At 69.4% G+C, this 19,701-nt stretch carries 18 protein-coding genes; 4 read left to right on the forward strand and 14 right to left on the reverse strand.

Annotated features, from left to right (window positions below; genetic code table 11):
• Positions 1–97: 97 nt before the first annotated feature.
• From G6034_RS07750 to coaD, 5 genes are all read right to left on the reverse strand, one after another.
• The gene (locus tag G6034_RS07750; RefSeq protein WP_176634532.1) at positions 98–1,144 is read right to left on the reverse strand and encodes an Fpg/Nei family DNA glycosylase; all 1,047 of its coding nucleotides are present in this window, start codon (positions 1,142–1,144) and stop codon (positions 98–100) included.
• A complete protein-coding gene (rnc, locus tag G6034_RS07755) occupies positions 1,145–1,993 on the reverse strand; it encodes a ribonuclease III (RefSeq protein ID WP_176634533.1) in 849 nt (282 codons plus the stop codon).
• A gap of 62 nt (positions 1,994–2,055) precedes the next feature.
• Positions 2,056–2,259, reverse strand: coding sequence for a 50S ribosomal protein L32 (gene rpmF / locus G6034_RS07760; protein WP_113718495.1), 204 nt, complete (start codon positions 2,257–2,259; stop codon positions 2,056–2,058).
• Between the two features lie 59 nt (positions 2,260–2,318).
• Entirely contained in the window at positions 2,319–2,795 is a 477-nt protein-coding gene (locus tag G6034_RS07765; RefSeq protein ID WP_176634534.1) for a YceD family protein, read from the reverse strand.
• A gap of 337 nt (positions 2,796–3,132) precedes the next feature.
• Positions 3,133–3,648, reverse strand: a complete 516-nt coding sequence (gene coaD, locus G6034_RS07770) for a pantetheine-phosphate adenylyltransferase (RefSeq protein WP_176634535.1) — start codon at positions 3,646–3,648, stop codon at positions 3,133–3,135.
• 245 nt (positions 3,649–3,893) lie between these two features.
• Between coaD and G6034_RS07775 the strand changes: the two genes are divergently transcribed.
• Both G6034_RS07775 and G6034_RS07780 read left to right on the forward strand, forming a co-directional pair.
• A complete protein-coding gene (locus G6034_RS07775) occupies positions 3,894–5,090 on the forward strand; it encodes an aminotransferase class I/II-fold pyridoxal phosphate-dependent enzyme (RefSeq protein WP_176634536.1) in 1,197 nt (398 codons plus the stop codon).
• Positions 5,090–5,863 (forward strand): spermidine synthase, encoded by a 774-nt coding sequence (locus G6034_RS07780; protein ID WP_176634537.1) that lies wholly within the window; start codon positions 5,090–5,092, stop codon positions 5,861–5,863. The genes G6034_RS07775 and G6034_RS07780 overlap by 1 nt, the downstream gene beginning before the upstream one ends.
• 35 nt (positions 5,864–5,898) lie before the next feature.
• Here the strand turns inward: G6034_RS07780 and G6034_RS07785 are convergent, their stop codons facing one another.
• Together G6034_RS07785 and G6034_RS07790 are read right to left on the reverse strand one after the other, a co-directional pair.
• The gene (locus G6034_RS07785) at positions 5,899–6,159 is read right to left on the reverse strand and encodes a hypothetical protein (RefSeq protein WP_176634538.1); all 261 of its coding nucleotides are present in this window, start codon (positions 6,157–6,159) and stop codon (positions 5,899–5,901) included.
• On the reverse strand, positions 6,134–7,528 hold the full coding sequence (locus G6034_RS07790) for an SPFH domain-containing protein (RefSeq protein ID WP_176634539.1): 1,395 nt from the start codon (positions 7,526–7,528) through the stop codon (positions 6,134–6,136). Before G6034_RS07790 ends, G6034_RS07785 begins: the two co-directional genes overlap by 26 nt.
• Before the next feature lie 465 nt (positions 7,529–7,993).
• Between G6034_RS07790 and G6034_RS07795 the strand changes: the two genes are divergently transcribed.
• Complete coding sequence (locus tag G6034_RS07795) at positions 7,994–9,682, forward strand: hypothetical protein (protein WP_176634540.1); 1,689 nt, start codon at positions 7,994–7,996, stop codon at positions 9,680–9,682.
• A gap of 57 nt (positions 9,683–9,739) precedes the next feature.
• Here the strand turns inward: G6034_RS07795 and rsmD are convergent, their stop codons facing one another.
• Genes rsmD through G6034_RS07815 form a run of 4 tightly spaced genes read right to left on the reverse strand, consistent with a single transcriptional unit; the run spans position 9,740 to position 14,718 of the window.
• Positions 9,740–10,315 (reverse strand): 16S rRNA (guanine(966)-N(2))-methyltransferase RsmD, encoded by a 576-nt coding sequence (rsmD, locus tag G6034_RS07800; RefSeq protein WP_176634541.1) that lies wholly within the window; start codon positions 10,313–10,315, stop codon positions 9,740–9,742.
• Positions 10,316–10,345: 30 nt separating this feature from the next.
• A complete protein-coding gene (locus G6034_RS07805) occupies positions 10,346–12,736 on the reverse strand; it encodes an ATP-dependent DNA helicase RecG (protein ID WP_218063703.1) in 2,391 nt (796 codons plus the stop codon).
• Positions 12,723–13,712, reverse strand: coding sequence for a DAK2 domain-containing protein (locus G6034_RS07810; RefSeq protein WP_218063704.1), 990 nt, complete (start codon positions 13,710–13,712; stop codon positions 12,723–12,725). Before G6034_RS07810 ends, G6034_RS07805 begins: the two co-directional genes overlap by 14 nt.
• On the reverse strand, positions 13,702–14,718 hold the full coding sequence (locus tag G6034_RS07815) for a thiamine-phosphate kinase (RefSeq protein WP_176634542.1): 1,017 nt from the start codon (positions 14,716–14,718) through the stop codon (positions 13,702–13,704). Before G6034_RS07815 ends, G6034_RS07810 begins: the two co-directional genes overlap by 11 nt.
• A 91-nt stretch (positions 14,719–14,809) precedes the next feature.
• Between G6034_RS07815 and G6034_RS07820 the strand changes: the two genes are divergently transcribed.
• Positions 14,810–15,592: a GNAT family N-acetyltransferase gene (locus G6034_RS07820; RefSeq protein WP_176634543.1), complete on the forward strand. Its 783-nt coding sequence runs from the start codon at positions 14,810–14,812 to the stop codon at positions 15,590–15,592.
• Positions 15,593–15,713: 121 nt separating this feature from the next.
• On the opposite strand, the gene G6034_RS07825 is transcribed toward G6034_RS07820, so the two are convergent.
• From G6034_RS07825 to G6034_RS07835, 3 genes are all read right to left on the reverse strand, one after another.
• A complete protein-coding gene (locus G6034_RS07825; protein ID WP_176634544.1) occupies positions 15,714–17,657 on the reverse strand; it encodes a hypothetical protein in 1,944 nt (647 codons plus the stop codon).
• A gap of 48 nt (positions 17,658–17,705) precedes the next feature.
• A complete protein-coding gene (locus G6034_RS07830) occupies positions 17,706–18,143 on the reverse strand; it encodes a hypothetical protein (protein WP_218063705.1) in 438 nt (145 codons plus the stop codon).
• A gap of 169 nt (positions 18,144–18,312) precedes the next feature.
• Entirely contained in the window at positions 18,313–19,692 is a 1,380-nt protein-coding gene (locus G6034_RS07835) for a DUF6519 domain-containing protein (protein ID WP_176634545.1), read from the reverse strand.
• Between the last annotated feature and the right edge of the window lie 9 nt (positions 19,693–19,701).

Raw genomic sequence — 19,701 nt, forward strand, 5'->3', positions numbered from 1 at the left:
TTGGCTGCGTTGCCGGTGGTTCCAGCACCGCTTTGGTCCCCCAACGTCCAGCAGTCACGGGTGTCCCCGGGACTCCAGCGCTCCAGCGCCGCCGGGACTACAGGCGGGCGTTGCGTGGTTTCGGCTGGCAGAAGGGACAGCTGTAGGAGGACCTGTTCATGAAGGTGTCGCGGCGGATGGTGGTGGACAGGCCGGCAGCGGCGCACCGCAGGCACGGCCGGCCCTCGCGGCCGTAGGCATTCAGCGACCGGGAGAAGTAGCCCGACGCTCCGTTGACGTTGACATACAGCGAGTCAAAGCTGGTGCCTCCGGCCTCGAGGGCCCGGGACATGACGTCCCGGGCAGCGTGGACAATCCGCTCCGTGTCCGGCCGGCGCATGGTGTCCGTAGGCCGGGCGTAGTGCATTTTCGCCGCCCAAAGGGCCTCGTCCGCGTAGATGTTGCCGATGCCCGATACCAGCGCCTGGTCCAGCAGTGCCCGCTTGAGTCCCGTTTTCCGGGCGCGGAGCCTGCGGTGCACGGCGTCGATGTCGAAGTAGGGGTCCAGCGGGTCGCGGCCAATGTGGGCGGCCTCGGAAGGGATCAGGGCCCGCCCAAGACCGGGCGCGCTTCCCTGTCCTTGCAGCCCGCTGCCGGCGGCATCGCGGGTTTGAATCCCCCACCCCCCGGGCAGGCCGTCCGCAGTGGGAACCAGCGAGGTGACGAACAGTCCGCCGAAAATCCGCTGGTCGATGAAGCGCAGTTCCTCGGGCGCGTCGTGGCGGGGGGAGAAGGAGAACCGGACCTTCAGGTGCTTCTCGTACGGCTGGCCGGCGGATTCCACCAGCAGCTGACCGCTCATGCCCAAGTGGGCAACGAGCGCGGTGTGCGGCGGCTCGGACCCATAGGCGGCGCCGGCGGCGGGCGCCCCGGCAGTGACTGCCGCCGCCGGCGGCGCATCCGTCAGCGGCATCCACAGGAACTTCCCGCGGCGCACCACGTCCAGAACGGTGGCACCCACCAGGTTTCCGGCAAAGTCCTCAACGCCGAGCGCATGGCGGCGGATGGAGCGGGGGTCCGGCACGGCGACAGCCGTAATGGTCCGCCCCGCGACCCAGCGTTCCAGGCCGCGGCGGACCACCTCGACTTCGGGCAGCTCCGGCATTTACCCTGCAGCGCGCCCGGCGGCTGCATCCGGGCCGGCGGCAGCGGCATCCGCAGCCCCGGCAGGAGGGGCAGGCGGGGCCCCCGCGGAGGGGGCTCCGGCGTCGTACCCGGAAGGCCCCGCATGCTTCGAGCGAGAAAAGCGCTCCTGCAGCACCGTCCAGCCGTCGGCGGCGGCGGCGCGCTCAGCCTCCTTCTTGGACGGGCCGGAGCCGGTGCCGAAGTGCTGTCCGCCGATGAGCAGGCGCGCCTCAAAACTGCGGTCATGGTCGGGGCCGGTGCCGGTGATGTCGTAAACGATCGGGCCCAGGTGGCGGGCGGCGGAGATTTCCTGGATGTTGGTTTTCCAGTCGGTTCCGGCGCCAAGGACATCGGAGTCTGCCAGCAGGGGCCCCACGAGGCGCATGACCAGGTCGCGTGCCACTTCAATGCCGTTGGTGAGATAGGTGGCGCCGATGAGCGCTTCCATGGTGTCGGCCAGGATCGATGACTTGTTGCGGCCCTTGGTGAGGCGCTCGCCCTGGCCGAGGTAGATGAATTCGCCCACGCCCAGCCCGCGGGCAATCGAGGCGAGGGCGCGGGTGGAGACCACCGCGGAGCGGCGCTTGGCCAGCTCGCCCTCGGGCAGCGCGGGGTTGTCGCGGTAGAGGGCGTCCGTGACGGAGAAGCCCAGGATGGAATCGCCCAGGAACTCCATGCGCTCGTTGGTGGGGATGCCACCGTTTTCATATGCGTAGGAGCGGTGGGTCAGGGCAAGACGAAGCGTCCCGGCATCAATAGTGACACCGAGACGCTTCAACAGCAGTATGTGTCCGTCCTCGAGCTTCGGGGGTTCCGCGACCGAGGACATGAGCAGCTCCTGCAAAAAATATTAATCAGTGAACGAACGGGCCTGTTGGCCGCACGGACATCTTAGACGTCGGCGACCTTGCGGCCCTTGTACTCCAGGAACAGGGCGGTGCCTGCGGAGTCGGTGACGACCTTGGCCTGGTGCGGCAGGCTGTAGACAACCTGCCCGTTTTCGATGGTCTTGACCAGGTTCGGCGCGGTGGCCTTCCACTGGGAACGGCGTGCGCGCGTATTGGCACGGGACATCTTCCGCTTGGGAACAGCCACGGCAAACTCTTTTCTCTCGATAAGCTGCCGGCACATGCCTGCAGCTAAAACTTACGTTGCTAGTTTTCTTCGCCGGTTAAGCCCTGTAGGGCAGACCACCTGGGATCCAGGATCTCGTGGTGGTGCCCAGGCTCATCCGCGAGGCGTATTCCGCATTCGGAACACAGGCCCTCGCAGTCTTCCCGGCACACCGGCTGGAACGGCAGGGCGGTTACCACTGCGTCCCGCAACACCGGTTCAAGATCGATAGAATCGTGCTCGACCCAACGTTGCGTGTCTTCGTCTTCATCCAGGCCCACGGGGGGTTCCTCGTAGAAGAAAAGTTCTTGCACACCAACTTCAAGTTCGTGCTCGAAGATCTCCAGGCACCGGGAGCACTCGCCTGTCACATCGACAAGCACGCTGCCCGACACCAGAATTCCTTCGTGGACGGCCTCAAAGCGGAGTTCCAGATCCAAATCGGTTCCGGGCGTCACCTTGATGAGCGGGGTGCCAAAATCCTCTGGCACGGGAATACGTTCATTGAAAGTCCGCATGCTGCCCGGGCTTCGCCCAAGCTCCCTGACACCTATGGTGAGGGGCGTGCCGTGGTTGGACTTGTTGCCCAACGTGGTTGCGCTAATGAGAACTCCTGAATGAACATACGACCGACGCACCATCCTATCCCGAATACTCGCGGGCATCAAAACGTGCGGTTACCAAAGCCATTTCGGCCTTGTTCAGTCTACGCCAGCCTCCGGTGGGGAGTCGAACCGTCCCGGGGCGCGCCGCCCGTGATCTGGCTCTCAGGAGGCACGACGCCGGACGGCCGGGCGCACGACACTGCTGTGCGCCGCGGCCCGTACGCACAACGGGACCGTAAACCGCGGCACGCTACAGGCGCGGCGGGACCACCGGCGTCGGACGCGTGTCGGGGCCAACATCCCCCTGCAGCCGGCGCAAAACGGCGCGGGGCACAAAGTCGGAAACGTCCCCGCCCAGGGAGTGGACTTCCTTGATGAGCGTGGAGGAAAGGTGCAGGTAGCGGCTGTCTCCGGGCAGGAAGACGGTTTCAACGCCGGAGAGCTGGCGGTTCATGGTGGCCATGGGCAGCTCGTAGTCAAAATCGGAGGACGAGCGCAACCCCTTGACAATGGCGGCGACCCCGCGCGCGTGGCAGAACTCGGAGAGCAGCCCCTCCCCCATCGGCTCCACCACAATCCCCGACAGGGCCGAGAACGTGGTCCGGGCCATGTCCAGTCGCTCGTTCAGCGTGAACCGGTACGTCTTGGCATAGTTGGTCGACACCGCCACTATCACCTCATCAAAAAGTGCTGTGGCCCGGGCGATGACTTCAATGTGCCCCTTGTGGATCGGATCAAACGATCCTGGGCATACGGCGCGCTGCATAGCTGTGAATCTATCCGATGAACGCCGCCGTGACGACCTGTTTTGTTCCATGTCGCCCCGTGACCTGGCCTACTGGCCGGTAGGCTTCGGGCCCCCGCGCCGGCAGCGCGCCAGCCCCGCGCCGGCCCCGCGCCGGCAGCGCGCCAGCCCCGCGCCAGCCCCGCGCCAGCCCCGCGCCGGGTAGCCTATTGACGGGAGCGCAGCAGCCCGGACCAGCCGGGCGGTCCCTGCAGCAAGGAGCAGCAATGAGCACGCCATGGCAGCGCACCGCGGAAGGCGCCAACCTGTTGGGGCCGGACGGCTCCCTGGCGGTGACCATCTTCGAGGAAATCACCACGCTCGCCAACCGCCACGGTGCCATCAACCTGGGCCAGGGCTTCCCGGACGAGGACGGCCCCGCCGAGCTCGGCCGCATCGCCCAGGACGCCATCGCCAACGGCAACAACCAGTACGCGCCGGGCAAGGGCATGCCCGACCTTCGCGCGGCCGTCGCCGAACACCAGGAACGCTTTTACGGCCTCACCCCGGACCCGGAAACCGAAATCATCATCACCACGGGGGCCACGGAAGCCATCGCCTCCGCCATCCTGTCCCTGACCGGCCCCGGCGACGAGGTCCTCACCTTCGAGCCCTTCTACGATTCCTACGGCGCCATGATCGGACTCAGCGGCGCCAAGCACACCACGGCGGCGCTGCTGGCCCCGGACTTCATGCCGGACCTAGCCACGCTGGAGGACGGCTTCAGCCCGCGCACCAAGATGGTCATTGTCAACAACCCGCACAACCCCACCGGTGCCATGTTTCCCGTGGAGGTGCTCAGCGAAGTGGTCCGCCTCGCCATCAAGTACGACGCCGTGATCCTCACCGACGAGGTCTACGAGCACCTCACGTTTGGTCCCCGGCACATACCCGTGGCGACGCTGCCCGGTGCAGCCGACCGCACGCTGACCGTGTCCTCGGCGGGCAAGACGTTCTCCTTCACGGGCTGGAAGATCGGCTGGCTGTCCGGGCCGGCGCGGCTGGTGGCCGCCGCCCGCACCGTCAAGCAGTTCCTGACCTATTCCTCCGGCACCCCGTTCCAAACTGCCATCGCGGCGGGCCTGCGCATGGATGAAAGCTTCTTCACCGATGCCGCGGCCACCCTCCGGCGCAAGCGCGACATCCTCAGCGAGGGCCTGCGCGCCGCCGGCCTGGACGTGCTGCCCTCGCAGGGCACGTACTTCATCAATGCGGACACCGCCGGGCTCGGCATCACCGACGCCACCGGGCTGGCCCGCAGGCTGCCCGGGCTCATCGGCGTGGCCGCCATCCCTGTCCCCGTGTTCTGCCACCCGGACGGCGCCCGCCGCACCCGGTCCCTGCTCCGCTTCGCGTTCTGCAAGAAGGAAGAACTGCTGGAACAGGCCGCGGGACGGCTGGCCACGCTTAAGGACAGGATGTAATGGTGCTGGCCAGCCGCTACCTGCGCGACAGCGGCGTCCACGCCACCCTGGATGCCGATCCCTGGCACGCGGACGCCTTTGTGCTCAGCATCGACAACGCCGAGCAGTCCCAGGTCAACCTGGCCCACCCGGAGGAGGTGTTCTACGAATACCTGCACCGGATCGCCAACGCCGTGGACCTGGTCAAGCCGGCCGGGGAACCCGTCACCGCCCTGCACCTGGGCGCCGGCGCGCTGACCCTGGCCCGCTACATCCAGGCCACGCGCCCCGGCTCCGTCCAGCACGCCGTGGAGCTGGAACGCGAGCTCCTCGACTTTGTCCTCGAGCACCTGCCCCTTCCCGCCGGCACGGACCTCACCAGCCACGTGGGCGACGCCCGCGCTGCACTCGCCGAGCTGCCCGCGGGACTGAGGTTCGACGTCGTCATTCTGGACATTTTCAGCGGACCGGACGCGCCGGCCCACCTGGCGTGCACGGATTTCTACCTCGAGGCAGCGGCCGTGCTGGCGCCCGGCGGCGTGCTGGCCGTCAATGTGGGCGACGAGCCCGGGTTCTCGCTGGTGCGCAGCCAGACGCGGGCACTGCGCGCGGCCATGCCCGGCGTCGCGGCGTACGGCGCCGCCCAGCTGTTCACTCGGCGCTACCCCGGCAACATCATCCTGCTGGGCCGGGACGGGGGCTGGCCGGCGGAATGGTCGGCGGCCCTGGTGGCGGCCGGCCCGCACCCCGCCACGGTCCTGGCCGGCGTGGACCTCGACGACCTCGCGGGCTAGGCCGGCCGTGGGAGGGCCGGCCTGGCTGCGGACTGTCAGGCGTCTTCGCGCAGGAAGTCCGGCAGCTGCTCCACGAAGACGGTCTGCGGCGGCTCGAAATACATGACCAGGACGCGTTCACCCACGGGATACACGCTCGTTTCGTCGTAGGGGTGGGCATGGAACGCTGTGGTGCCGCCATGGAACGCAATCATCACCTCGCCCACCGTCCCGGGACCCACCAGCCCCGACACGCGGCCCACCCGTCCCGTCAGGCTGCGGTCCAGGTCCCTACGGTTGGGGCGGCTGCCTGCCATCGCCCCTGCCCCTCTTCAGCGAATCGGTCAGGGCCGGCAGGTAGCTGCCCACCTGGGCCAGGATGCCGCCCACCATCTCGTTGACGCCGTCGCCGCCATTGAGGACCGTCAGTTGGCCCACGTGGCCAAAGGGCTCGGCGGCCGCGGCAACGATTGCGGGCATGTTCTCCGCCAGCTGCTGGGAAATGACGGCCTCCTGGTTGGTGCCGAGGGCCTCCGCCCGGGCCCTGATGCCGTCGGCTTCGGCGAGGGCCTTGGCCTTGATGGCCGACGCCGCCGCCTCCCCGCGCGCCTTGGTCGCCGCCGCCTCGGCCTCGCCCGTGATCTTCGTGGCGCCGGCCATGGCCGCGGCGGCCGCGGCGTTGGCCTGCGCCTCCACCTCGGTCTTCCTGGCCCGCGCCTCGGCGGCACTGATGTCCGCGGACTTTTGGGCCTCTGCCTCCGTCCGCTGCGCGTAGGCCCGGGCGTCGGCCGGTTTGCGGACGGTGGTTTGGAGCTTTTGTTCCTCGCGGTCGGCCTCAAGCTTGGCCACCTGGGTCTCCTGGACCACCACCTGCTGGCGCGCGGTCGCATCCGCCAGCGGGCCGGCCTGCGCCGCGTTCGCCCGGGCCCGCTCGGCGTTGGCCGCTGCGGCCGACTGCTTGATGGCGGAGACACTCTGCGCGTCCGCAATGAGCGACGCCGCCTCGGCCTCCTTCTCGGCCGCCTCGCGGTTCCGGGTGGCCTCGGCGATCCTGGCTTCCATCTTCACCTGGGCAATGTGCGGCTTCGCCAGGTTCTGGATGTACCCGGTGGGGTCCTCCAGGTCCTTGATCTGCAGCGAGTCCACCACCAGGCCCAGCTTTTCCATTTCAGTGCCGCTGGCGCTGCGCACCTGGGAGGCAAGCTTGTCGCGCTCCCGGATGATCTCCTCGACCGTCATGCTGCCGATGATGGACCGCAGGTGGCCCTCGAAGACGTTGTACACCTGGCTTTCCATCTTGGCCTGCTGCCCCAGGAAACGCCGGGCCGCGTTGGCGATGAACGGCGTCGAATCCCCGATCTTGAAGATCACCACCCCCTGCACCACCACCTGGATGCCCTGTGAGGTAACGCAGTTGACCTGCAGCTCGGTTTCGTTCAGGGTCAGCGACAAGGCGCGGACGGTCTGCAGCCCGGGAACCACAAACGCACCCTTGCCGGTGACGATCTTGAAGTCCATGCCGTCCGTGGTGGCGGGCCGGCCGCGGGTGAAGCCGGAGATGATCAGGGCCTCGTTGGGTTCGGCCACCTGCCACATCATCTTCACGGACACCCGCACCAGCACCAGCAGCACCACCAGCGCCACGATGATGGCGATGAGGGGAAGAAACGCTAACAGTAGTTGCATGGCCGTGGCCTTTTCGCGGGGCCAGCACTCGTCCCGACGGCTGGCCGTGGGCCGCCGGACTGGCCGACGGCCTGAAAATGAAGTTGTGGGTTGTCCGCGGTGTCGGGGCACCGCTGGATGCCGCCGCCGCGCCAACGGGCTCGACGCCGGCAACGCGCCGGCGGCGGGAACGAACGGCTCTGCGAACGGGCCGATTCCGCACGGGAAACGGGCCTCGTTGTTGGGTGCAACGCTACTCGCACATGCTTGGATTTGGCCCTCTGCCGGCCGTGAAAACTGCGCCGCGGCGCGTCGCCCTGCCGCGTGGCGCGGGTGCCAAGCGGGCCGAAGCCCGTCCCGATAGACTTGAGCGGGCGCGTTTTGGCGGGCCCGACCATCACCTGCGTTCCTGGAGCCTAAATGACACCGTCCCGCACCACCCCCAACCGACCCGACAAGCCGAAGGGCCAAGGCCAGGCACGTCGGATGACACGGGCGCCGGGCGGTGCCTGGGCCCGGAAGCGTGTCGCTGCCGCCGGCGTGGCCGGGGCCGTCGTTGCCACCGCCGCGGTGTCACTGGTGGTGGCGGGGATGCCTCTCCTCCACAACGTCCTCGGCTCCAGCACCGCGGAAAAAACAACGCAGGCCCCCATAGTCATCACCACCCCCGCCACACCGTCCGTGTTCCCGACGTTTGAGCGGCCGGAATATGTTCAGCCCGCCGTGCCGGCGTCGGCGACAGCAGCCGTCAAGGCCACCACCATCAAGGTGGGTTCCGACAAGACGGGCAGGATCATGCCGGAGGGACTGGCCGGACTCTCGATGGACACCGACCACCTGGTGGACATGCACATCGATCCGGCCCGGTCGAACTTTGCCCAGATCCTGAAGATGAGCGGCGATCCCGTCATCCGCTTCGGCGCGCAGGCCGTGGACCGCCGGTTCTTCTGGACCTCCACGGACGAGCCCATCCCGAACTGGAAGGTGGTCCCGGCCTACACGAGTGACAAGCGCCAGGTCATCAAGATCACCCCGGCCACGCTGGAGAACCTGAAGCACCTGCTGGACCAGGGCAACGCCCGCGTGCTGATGGCCGTTGACATGGGTCACTACGATCCGGCCCGCGCGGCCGACTTTGCCAAGTGGGCGCACAAGATCCTCGGCGACCGCATGGTGGGCATCAGCCTGGGCAATGAGCCCAACGGCTACAACCGGGTGCAATATGCCTACCTTGCCCTGCGGCCCGCGGACTACACCTTCGCCGACTGGGCCAGGGAGGCCCGCGCTTACTCGGAGGCAATTGCCAAGGCCGCTCCCGGCGTCAAGGTGGTGGGGCCGCAGGCCTACAGCGAAGTGTGGTGGAAGGGGTTTGCCGGGTTGGACCTGCCCAACGCCGGGGCCCTGACCTACCACAACTACCCGTTGTCGACTTGCGATGCCCCGGCCAATTCGCCGCAGGCGAGAACCATCAAGAATGCGCTCTCACGCACGCTTAGCGACTACAGCGCCAACTATGCGGCGTCGGCCGTGAAGGCTGCGGCGGGCCACAACATTCCCGTGTGGAATTCGGAAACGAACATTTCCACGTGCTTTGGCGGCAACGAAGTGCTCAAGACGCAGGCCTCCGCCATGTGGACCATAAATTATGCGATGCGCTCGGCCATGGAAGGCGTCACGCAGTTGAACTTCCACGGCGGACTTGAGGCGTGCAAGGGCGGGGCGCCGGGCTCTCCCCTGTGCGACAGCGGCCCGTATGGCAAGCCCAGCGGAGAGCTGACCATGCGCCCCCAGTACTACGGAATCATGATGGTCAACAAGCTGGGCGCCGGCAACTTCCTCAAGTCTGAAGTGGACGGGGACCAAAACGTCTACGCGTACCCGGTCCAGCACAAGGACGGCACCATGGGAGTCATGGTGGTCAACCAGAACGACCCCGCCAAGCAGGCCCCCGTCAAGATCACCTTGATGCTGCCGCGCCAGGCCGCCACGGGAACCATGACGCAGCTCTCCGGCCCCACGCTGACCGCCCAGGACCAGACGCGTATTGACGGCGAAAAGTCCTCGGGGAAGCCACTTGCCAAGCAGGCCCGGATCCCCGGTTTCAAGGCTGGCGAACAGTCCATGACCCTCGAGCTGAATTCGGGTACCACAAGCATCCTGAACTTCACGTTCTAGGCACGGACCGCTGGAAGGTGTACCCGTGGCCCGTGGAGACCGCTTCGCACGGAGCTGCTACCCCGCGGGCTCGGCGAACCAGAGCCGCGTTTCACCGTACTTTTTCTCCGCAAACATCTCCAGCGACGCGGGCCAGGCGGGCTCGGGCGTGCGGGATGAGCGCTCCACCACCACCACGGCGTAGGGGCTGAGCCGCGGGCCAAGGAGCTCCAGCACCAGCGAAAGTTCGTCCTCCGTCAGAGGATACGGTGGGTCCAGGAAGACCAGGTCCCACTGGTCCACGCCGGCCTCCGCAACCCTGGCCAGGAATGACTCCACCCGCGAGCGCTGCACGGAAACAATCTTGCGGCCGCGCACCTTGTTCACCAGCTCGGCGTTGCGCTGGCACACGCCGGCGGCCTTGTCGTTGAACTCGACCAGCTCCACCGACTTGGCCCCGCGGCTGGCGCTTTCCACCCCGAGCGAGCCGGAGCCGGCGTACAGGTCCAGGACCCGGACATCCGCCAGCATGTTCATGGATTCCAGGCGCGAGAACAGCGCCTCCTTGACCCGGTCCGTGGTGGGCCGCGTGCCGTCGCCGGGCACCGACACCAGCGGCGTTCCACCGGCGGCGCCGGCAACAATCCGGCTCACGCGCGCACCCAGCCGGCGACCGAAGAACTGCTAGCCACGCTCAAGGAAGGCCTCATTCCGTTCAGTCAGGTACGTGTCGATTTCCAGTTTCAAGGCGGCATGTTCTTTCAGCTCCGGATCGGCGCCAACAATTTGCGTGGCATCCGCCCGCGCCCGCTCGATGAGCGCCTCGTCCCGCAGCACGCTGAGCATGCGCAGCCCGGAACGTCCGCCGGACTGCCTTGCCCCCAGGATGTCCCCTTCGCGGCGCAGTTCCAGGTCCTCGCGCGCCAGCACGAAGCCGTCCGTGGTCGCCGCCACGGCGTCGAGGCGCTTCCGGCTCGGGTGCCCACGCTCCAGGCCGGTCACCAGCAGGCACAGGCCCGGGTGTCCGCCGCGGCCCACGCGACCGCGCAGCTGGTGCAGCTGCGACATCCCAAACCGGTCCGCATCCAGGATGACCATCAGCGTGGCATTGTGCACATCCACGCCCACCTCGATCACGGTGGTGGCCACCAGCACGTCGATGCCGCCGGCAGCGAATTGGGCCATGGTGCCCTGCTTGTCCGCCGAATCGAGCCGCCCGTGCAGCGCCTCAATGCGCGTGCCCGCCAGGGCCGGGACCGTGCGCAAGTACTGTACGACGTCGAGTACCCCGGCCATGGGGCGGTCGTCGCCGTCGTCGGGGGTTGAGTCTGTCGAAACCCCGGGTCTCGACGCGCTCGCAGGGCTCGCTGCTCGACCACCGGAATCCGCTGCTCGACCACCGGGGGCGTCGTCGTCACCAATCTTGGGGCACACCACGTAGACCTGGCGGCCTTCGTCGATCTCCTCGCGGGCCCGCTCCCAGACCCGCGATTCCCAGGACGGGTGGTCGGCCAGCGGCGCCACATGGGTGGTGATGGGGGCCCGGCCCTTGGGCAGTTCCGTCAGCTCGGACACTTCCAGGTCTCCGAACATGGTCATGGCCACGGTCCGGGGAATGGGGGTGGCCGTCATGACGAGCAGGTGCGGCGGCTTGGCGGCCTTGGAGCGCAGGACGTCGCGCTGCTCCACGCCGAAGCGGTGCTGCTCGTCCACCACGATCAGTCCCAGGTCGGCAAACTGCACGTTGTCGGAGAGCAGGGCATGCGTGCCGATCACGATCCCGGCCTCGCCGGAGGCGGCCGCCAGCAGCGACTTTTTGCGCGCGGCGGCAGGCATGGACCCTGTCAGCAGCACCACATTGGTGGCGTCCGGGCCTCCCAGCAGCGGGCCCTGGCCCAGGTCGCCGAGCAGCGCCAGGATGGAGTTCAGGTGCTGGGCGGCAAGCACCTCGGTGGGGGCCAGGAACGCGGCCTGCCCGCCGGCGTCGACCACCTGGAGCATGGCACGCAGGGCCACCACGGTCTTGCCCGAGCCCACCTCACCCTGGAGCAGGCGGTGCATGGGGTGGCCGGCGGCAATCTCCCGCGCCACGAGGTCGCAGATTTCCTGCTGACCGCCCGTCAGCGCATAGGGCAGCCGGGCGTCAAAGGCGTCCAGCAGCGCGCCGGGAACCAGGGGCCGCGCCGTGGCGTCCTGCCGCAGGGCCTCGACCCGCTTTTGGGCCAGGGCGGCCTGCAGCGCCAGGGCCTCCTGGTAGCGGAAGCGCTGCCGGGCCCGGGGCCAGTCCTCCATGGTGGCGGGCCTGTGGATTTGTTCGTACGCCTCCCACAAGGGCATGAGCTTTTCCCGGGCGGCGATGGCGGCCGGCACGGGGTCCGGGACCTTGCCGAGGTCCAGGGCCGGCAGCAGGGCGGTGATGACGTCCTGTGTCTTCCAGCTGGGGAACTTTGCGGTGGCCGGGTAGACGGGGACGGGCTTGACGGCCTGGATCTCCGCCTCGTGCTCGGCGAGGGGATCGTCCGGCAGCAGCACGTAGTCCGGGTTGGTCAGCGACTTGTGGCCGCCGTACAGGGTGACGCGGCCGGAAAACATGGCCAGCACGCCAGGCCGCAGCTCCTTTTGGGCCTTCCAGCCGTTGAAGAAGCTGATCTTCAGCCCGGACGGGCGCCCGCTGTTGTCCGTAATCACGACGTCGCTGATGGTCCCCTTGCGCCGTTGCATGGGGCGGGTGGCCAGATCCACCACGCGGGCCAGGATGGTCACCTCCTCGTCCAGCGGCAGCTTGTCCAGGTCGGTCAGTTCGCCGCGGGCCAGGTACCGACGCGGGAACTGGTGGAGCATCTGGCCCACCGTGGAAATCTCCAGGTGCTTCTCCACCGCCTTGGCCGTGGCGGCCCCCACCAGGCGGGACAGCTGCAGGGCAAGGTCGGGGTACTCGCGCACGCGCGGCGGCTGCGGCTCGTCCGGCAAGCCGCCCGGACCGGAATCGCCGCCCAAGCCGGGCACGCCGCCCAGGCCGGGGTCGCCGGCGTCGTACCCGCCACAGTCGAAGGCGGAGCCGTCAGAGGAGGTCATGGGCATCCGCAGTGGCGTTGGGGCTCAGCGCGGAGATGCTGACGTTGCTTGGATCACCCACGGCCTGGATGGCATCCAGCGCGGTGGCCGGCGACGGGACGTGGACGTGGACGCGCCACGGGTACGCGCCGCTGTCGTCGGCCTGTTCGGTGACGGCGCTGAAGATGACGGACTCGCCCAGCTCGTCCAGCTGCATGCGCAGGCCGGCGGCCGCCAGCGGCGTGAGGTTGATGGTGCACATGACCTCCACGCCCAGCTGTTCGGGCATGCCCAGGGCGATGTTGGGGTCCTGGACCTTGTAGCCGGAGAGCCCGTCCAGCAGGTCCTCCTGGAGTGGCTCGCCCACCACCACGGACCGCAGGCAGTCCAGGATCAGCAGCAGCCCGACGCCACCGGCGTCCACCACGTGGGCCGCCGCCAGCACGCCAAGCTGGGATTCGGTCAGCACCACGGCCTCCCGGGCCGCGGCCACGGCGCCGTCCAGGGTCTCGGCCAGCGCCTGGTTGGAGTCGTCGCCGTTGAGCGCCGACTCCACCTCGGCGGCGCCGCGGGCCGCGGCCTCCAGCACGGACAGCATGGTCCCGGGCATGGGCTCGCTCAGGGCGCTCCAGGACCGCAGCTGGGCGCGGTGCAGGCCCGCGGCCAGCAGGGGACCGTTGATCCGCTGCTGCCCGGCAAGGGGCTCGGCCATGGCGCTGAGGAACACGGAAAACAGGGTGCCGGAGTTGCCGCGGGCCTGCTCCATGGCGGCGCGCCCGGCGGCGGCCATGGTGGTTCCGGCGTCGCACGGCTCCAGTTCCGCCACGGCCTGGGAGGCGGACCGTACGGTCAGGTAGAGGTTGGTCCCGGTGTCGGCGTCGGCCACGGGGTAGATGTTGATGGCGTTGAGCCTGTCGCTGTGATTGGCGAGCGTTTGTTCGGCCTTGGCGAGCCAACGTCGAATTACGGGTGCAGTTGCGGCAATCTTAGACTGCAAAATGATCCCATCCCACAGCGCCGTCCACGACGCTTTTGAAGTTCCGTCCGTCAAGGGAAACCGCCGGTTGGCCGGCGCCCGCGGACACTACTGAGCCTATCCCAATGAAGCTGGGCGGGAGCGCACCATTGGCTGGGAATGTGGATAACAATCCGTGGTCTTCCCCGCCGCTGAGCACCCATTGCAGCGGGTCCGCCCCCAGTGCCCGCCCGCATTCGGCCAGCCGTTCCGCCAGCCTTCCCAGTACGACGCCGTCCAGGTCCAGCCGGGTGCCGCTGGCCGCGGCGAGGCGCCCGGCGTCGCGCAGCAGGCCGTCGGAAATGTCCATCATGGCGGTGGCCCCGGCGCGGGCCGCCGCGGGTCCGGCGACGAGCGGCGGCTGCGGCCGGTTGAAGAGGTCCGCCGCGTGCTGCAGCGCGGGCGTGTAGTTGGGGGGGGCGATGCCGCTTTCCTGCAGCGCCCACCCGGCGGCGGACCATCCCACGTTGCCGCACACGGCCACCACGTCGCCGGGGCGGGCGCCGCTGCGCAGCACGGGGTCCCGGCCGTCCAGGGATCCGGTCACGGCCACGGTCACCACGATTTCCGAGCCCCCGGACAGGTCCCCCCCGGCCACCGAACACCGCCCGGCGCCGAGCGCGAGGATCGCGGCACCCAGGCCGTCGGCCAACCCCTCAACCCAGGCCACCGGCGTCGTGCCCGGAAGGGTCAGGCTTACCACCATGGCCGTGGCCTCGGCGCCCATGGCGTTGATGTCGCTCAGGTTTTGCGCGGCGGCCTTCCAGCCGACGTCGTAACCCGTGGTCGCGTAGCCGTTGGGCCAGGCGAGGCGGAAGTCCCTGTCCTGGACCTGGGTGTCGATCGAGATGACGGTGCGGCCGTCGGGGGAGGCGATGATGGCCGAGTCGTCGCCAGGTCCCAGCAGCGTGGAGGTGCCGGCAGGCAGGCGCGGGAAGATGCGGGCCAGCAGGGCCGATTCGGAGAGTTGGTCCACGGTGGGCGTCATGGTTTAACCGTAGCGGGTGGGGCTGACACGGTGCGTCCGCCGACGGCCGGCCCGGTTGCGGCCCGCGTGGCGGCCTGTGAAGATGATTGTGATGACTGACATGGAGCGGTATCTTCAGGCCTATGACGACCAGCTCCGGACCGATGCGGAAACGCCCAGCGCGTTGAGCGTGGCCGCGATGGGTCCGCTGCGGCTGGTGACCTTTGCCGGCGGCCGCGGATTCATCACCTACCGCGACCTCGCGGGGGCCGTTGACATTGCCGCCCTGGTGGCGGACGCGCTGGGCCATTTCCGCGTGGACCCGGACATCACCGGCGTTGAATGGAAGACCCGGGGCCACGACCACGCCCCGGGCCTGCACGAGGCGCTGGTGGCGAACGGATTTGTGCCCGGCGAGCCCGAATCCATCATGGTCGGCCCGCTGGAGGGCCTGTCTGCGGACGCCCCCGTGCCGGCCGGGGTGACGCTGCGCAAGGTGACCTCCAACGCCGACGTGCGGGCCATGAGTGCCATGGCCGACGATGCCTTTGGCGAGTCCGTCAACACGCGCACCGCGGACGCGCTGATCGCACGCCTTGCCCGCCACGACGGCATGGAACTGTGGGTCGCTGAAATCGATGGGCGCATGGTCAGCGCGGGACGCCTGGAACCGGTGCCGGGCACGGACTTCGTGGGGATCTGGGGCGGCGCCACCCTGGCGGAGTTCCGCGGCCGCGGCATCTACCGGGCGCTGACGGCGGCCCGGGCCCGTTCGGCCCTGGCCATGGGGAAGAAGCTGGTCCACAGCGACTCCACGGAATTCTCCCGCCCCATCCTGGAACGGTCAGGGCTGGTCAAGGTCTCCACCACCACCCCGTACGAGTGGACGCGCTGACGCGGGTCCGGGTCCGCCGATTGCGTGCCAGGCTGGCGGGACCGCATGACACTTCGCCCGCCGCGGACGGCGGCACGCCGTGAGCGCGGGTCTGCGTCGCGCGGGGCTCGGTCTCTCTCGGTCACTCGCGCGGAGCCGGGTCGGTGAGCCACCGGACCGGCCGGGACGGGTCGGGCTCGTAGCGGCACATCCTCCCGGTGCTGATCCCGTCGCGCAGCAGGCGGGCCACGTCCGGCTCCGCTGCGGCAATCCCTTCCAGGGCGGCGGCGACCGCCTTTCGCACTGATGTCCGAGCCCGTTCAGACGCCGGACCCAGGGCGCGCGGGCGCCCCAGCAGCCCGCGGGCCGCGGCCAGCTGGTGGATGAACTCCTGCCGTTCGCTCCGGGCTGCGGCGGCGCGGTCCGGATCGTTCCAGTCCTCGGCCTCGCCGATCTCTTCATCCAGCTCCGCCAGGCGCCGCCGGTAGGCCGCCAGGGCCCGAGGATCGAGGACGGGGCCGCCCGTGTCCTGGTCAGCCCGCAACGCCCTGTCAAACCCTGAAACAAGGTCAACGCTGGCAATGTCCTTCCCCGGGTTCCGCAGCAACAGCCGCAAGTAGGAGAATCCCACACGCGCGGGAAAGGCCTGCGCGGCCCCTTTTCGGCCGATCTGCCAGATCCCGGGTGTCCCGGGCGCAAACAGCAGTTCAGCCGGCAGCGCGCCTGCGGGGTGGCCGGAAGGACCCGGCCGGCTCCCCGCGCCGCGGTGACCCGCCCTGCCGCCGGCTGCCGGGCCCCGGTCACCCGTGCCGTCACCGGCGCCAGCGGCGAGGCGCGCGGCCCACCAATCGGCCCCGAGGGCGGCATACGCGTTTTCGGCGGCCGCACGGTGCTTCTCCGCACGTCCACCGTCGCCCAACAGGGCGTAGGCGCCGGCCAGATAGTGGTCCACCACGCCGTGGAAGCTTACCGCCGCGGCGTTCACCACCCCCCGCCCCGCATAGGGTTCAAGGACGCCGGCCATGAGTGCCGCGGCTGCCCGGTCGCCGGTCCTCGTCGCAACCTCCGCCACCTGCGTTGCTGTCAGGAGCCAGTCGACGTCCCGGGGAATGCCGGCAAAGCCGTCGCCCATGATGCGGCGTGCCAGGACGGACGCATGTCCGGGCTCCCCGGCGTCGAGCCACAAAATGGCGGCCTGGGCGAGGATGGACGGCACACCCTCGGTGGTCGCGTAGTCCTCATACCTCGCTGCCTCGGCCCGGAGCAGCGCCGGGGCATGGCCGAGCTGGCGGGCAATCTCGCCGCCGAGCGCATGCTCCACGGCATACGCGTCCGCCTCGCCGGCGCGTGCACCGGAGGCTGCGGCGGCAGCGGCCAACTGTTCGGCCTCGCCGGTCCGGCCGGCGAGGAGCGCGGCCATGGCCCTGCGGCACTGCGAGTAAAAGAGCGCCCGTTCCGCGCCGGACTGCCGGGCCAGCAGTTCGAGGTCGCGCAGGCGGCGCTGAAGGGCCAGCCCGTCAAGCCGTTCGAGGGCACTGGTCAGGGCCCAGCACAGGGCGCGGAGGCGCAGGTCGACGTCGGCGGTATGCGCCGTCAGCTCTTCCAGCTCGGCGCAAAGCGGTGTCCGGGCACCAAAGTCGTCCGGCCCCCAGTGCGTCAGCAGCCCTGCCTCCAGCGCGGCGGCGACGTCGTCGGGGTCTCCGGATGCGCGGGCCGTGTCCAACGCCTCCGCGGCGAAGGGCGCGGCGCGGGCGGCCTCACCGGCGTACACCCAGAGCCGCGCCAGCGCCACGGCCAGGCGCCCGCGCTCAGGCGGCCCCGCAGCGGAGTAGGCCTGGTGGAGGAGGGCCGGGAGCGTGCCGGCCGGGGTCCCAAAGCGGTGGTGGCCCACAAGGGCCAGCGCGGCGGATACCAGCACGCCCGTTTGGCCGGACTGCGAGGCCGCCCGGCAGGCGGCAAGGTACAGCTCGTCGGCGTCGGGCGATTTGGACCGGCGTGCGGCGTCCGCGCGCCGGAGGAGGTCCTCGGCGGATGGCCCGGAAGAGCCGGCCCCGCCGGATGAATCGGACCCCATGGCAGTGGCCATGCATAGATCATAGACATCCGGCCGGACCGTTCCCACCCTTGCGCGGCATCAGGGCCGGATCAGTGTTTCCGCGGCCGCGTGTTGCGTCCTGAGCGCCTGGTCCCAGTCCCCGGTGCAGTAGACGGACAGTTCGGCCACCTCCCCGCCGGCGACGTCCGCCCGGGCCATCTCGCGTGCGGTCCACTGTTGCCCGTCGGCAGCCCAGGCTTCCTCAAATTCGATGACGAAGCCGCCGGGGGTGGCGTCGGCGCGCCAGCGGGGCACGGTGCCGGGGCTGGGGTGGCCCGCACGGCGCAGCTGCTCGGCGGCCCGCCTTCCGCGGACCTGCTTGCGCCACAGGGGAAGGGTGAAGTCGACAAAGACGTCCTCGGCAAACAGCCCATCGGGCGCCGTTCCCGTCTCGAGGAACTGGACGAACCGGCGCGCCAGGGCCTCCCTGGCGGGGTCCATCCGGGCGGAAAGGGTTTGAGCTGTGGTTTCTGGCATTGCAGCCACCTCCTTGTTTGGTGTTGATGCAAGGAAGGCGTGAGAAACGGCTTCACAGTGTGACCCGTCGGAGCACAGGTCCGTGGCCCCGGGCCTCCGAGGGCCTGCCATGCCGGCGTCGGTGGGCCCGCGGGACCGGACCGGGCCAGCGGCTCACAGGGCCAACGGCTCACACGGCCAGCGGCGCAAAGAACTTCCGCAGCTCGGTGACCACCTGCCCCGGCGCCCCGGCCGGTCCGGAGCCGACGCCGGCCAGCCCGGCGTAGGCGTGTTCCTCACCCCTGGGCGGCAAGGGCTGCGGGTTGAGGGCGGCCGCACCGTCGTCACGGGGCCACTCGACGTCGCCCGTGACGGTTCGGGCCGGGATGAGCCAGTAGTCGCCCGTCCGGTACGAGGCCGGGGATCCCCCGTCGGCGACAGGGAAACAGACCTGCACCCCGTCCTCAAGGTCCTGCCACAGCGGCTGCCCCGCCGGGGATTCGACGACGGCCACGGCCCCGCCGGCAGCCGCGTCGCCGCCGTGGTCCCAGCGGCGCAGGTACGGGTGCAGCCGCGGGTCCAGGCCCGATTCGGGGTCCGCCTGCCCTTCCAGCACCACGGCGAACTCGTCGCGGTCGATCGAATGGACCCGCAGCAGGGGCGCCGCAACGTGCCGCAGAGTGGAATTGTCGTCCACCAGTTCCACCCAGCCGCCCACCACCAGGCCCAGGTCCGTGTCCCGCCCCAGCGTGGCCAGTGTGACAGTGGTGGTGTTGGACGCGGCGTCCACGGCGGGTGATCCGGCCAGCGGCAGGGTCACGGAGCCGTTGTCCCGCGACCACTTGAACGTGGCGCCCTGCCCCGGTCCGCCGGCAGGTCCCGGGGCGTGGATTTCCACCCGGTACAGCTGGTTTTCCAGGCCCCGGTAGCGGGCGGCGGGATCCACCGAGCAGGGGTCGTTGTTCGTGGCGGGCGGCTCGGCCCGGGCGGCCAGCAGGGGCACGGCGCGCGCAAAGTGGTCCGCCACCCCGCCCCCTCCGTCGGCGGCCCCGCCGGGGAGGACCCGCACCTGCCAGGTGAGCTGGGCACGGGTGGCGGTGTCCGGTCCGCCAAGGGCCGGCTCCAGGAGGCCGGGGCCCTCCACGGCGCTGATGTGCCGCTCCCACACGTCCAGGTAGATGGTGTAGCCGGGCAGATCGGCCAGAATGTCGGTGGTGGTCGCGGCGTCGAACGGGTAGCCCGGTTGCTCGCTGTACAGCAGGGCTGCGGGATTTTGGCACATGGCCCCGTTGACGTAGTAGCGCCCGGCGCCGATCAAAAAGTCCCCCGGCACCAGCTTCTTGCCCAGCGCCTTCACCGCGGCGGGGTCCGTGATGACGGCAAAACCGGCATTGTCCCGCGGCCCGCCTTCGGGGCCGATCAGGTCCCGGGCCAGGAGCCGCTGGGCGTGCATGGCGATGGCGGACTGCTCGTTGAAGTCGGCGTCGAGGTGGACACGTCCCTGTTGCATGAGGACGCGGGTGTAGTGGTTCCGTGGATCAAAGGTGTCCCGGCTGAAGTCGCCCTTCATGATGTGCCC

The sequence above is a fragment of the Arthrobacter wenxiniae genome (assembly GCF_013376105.1).
Lineage (GTDB): Bacteria > Actinomycetota > Actinomycetes > Actinomycetales > Micrococcaceae > Specibacter > Specibacter wenxiniae.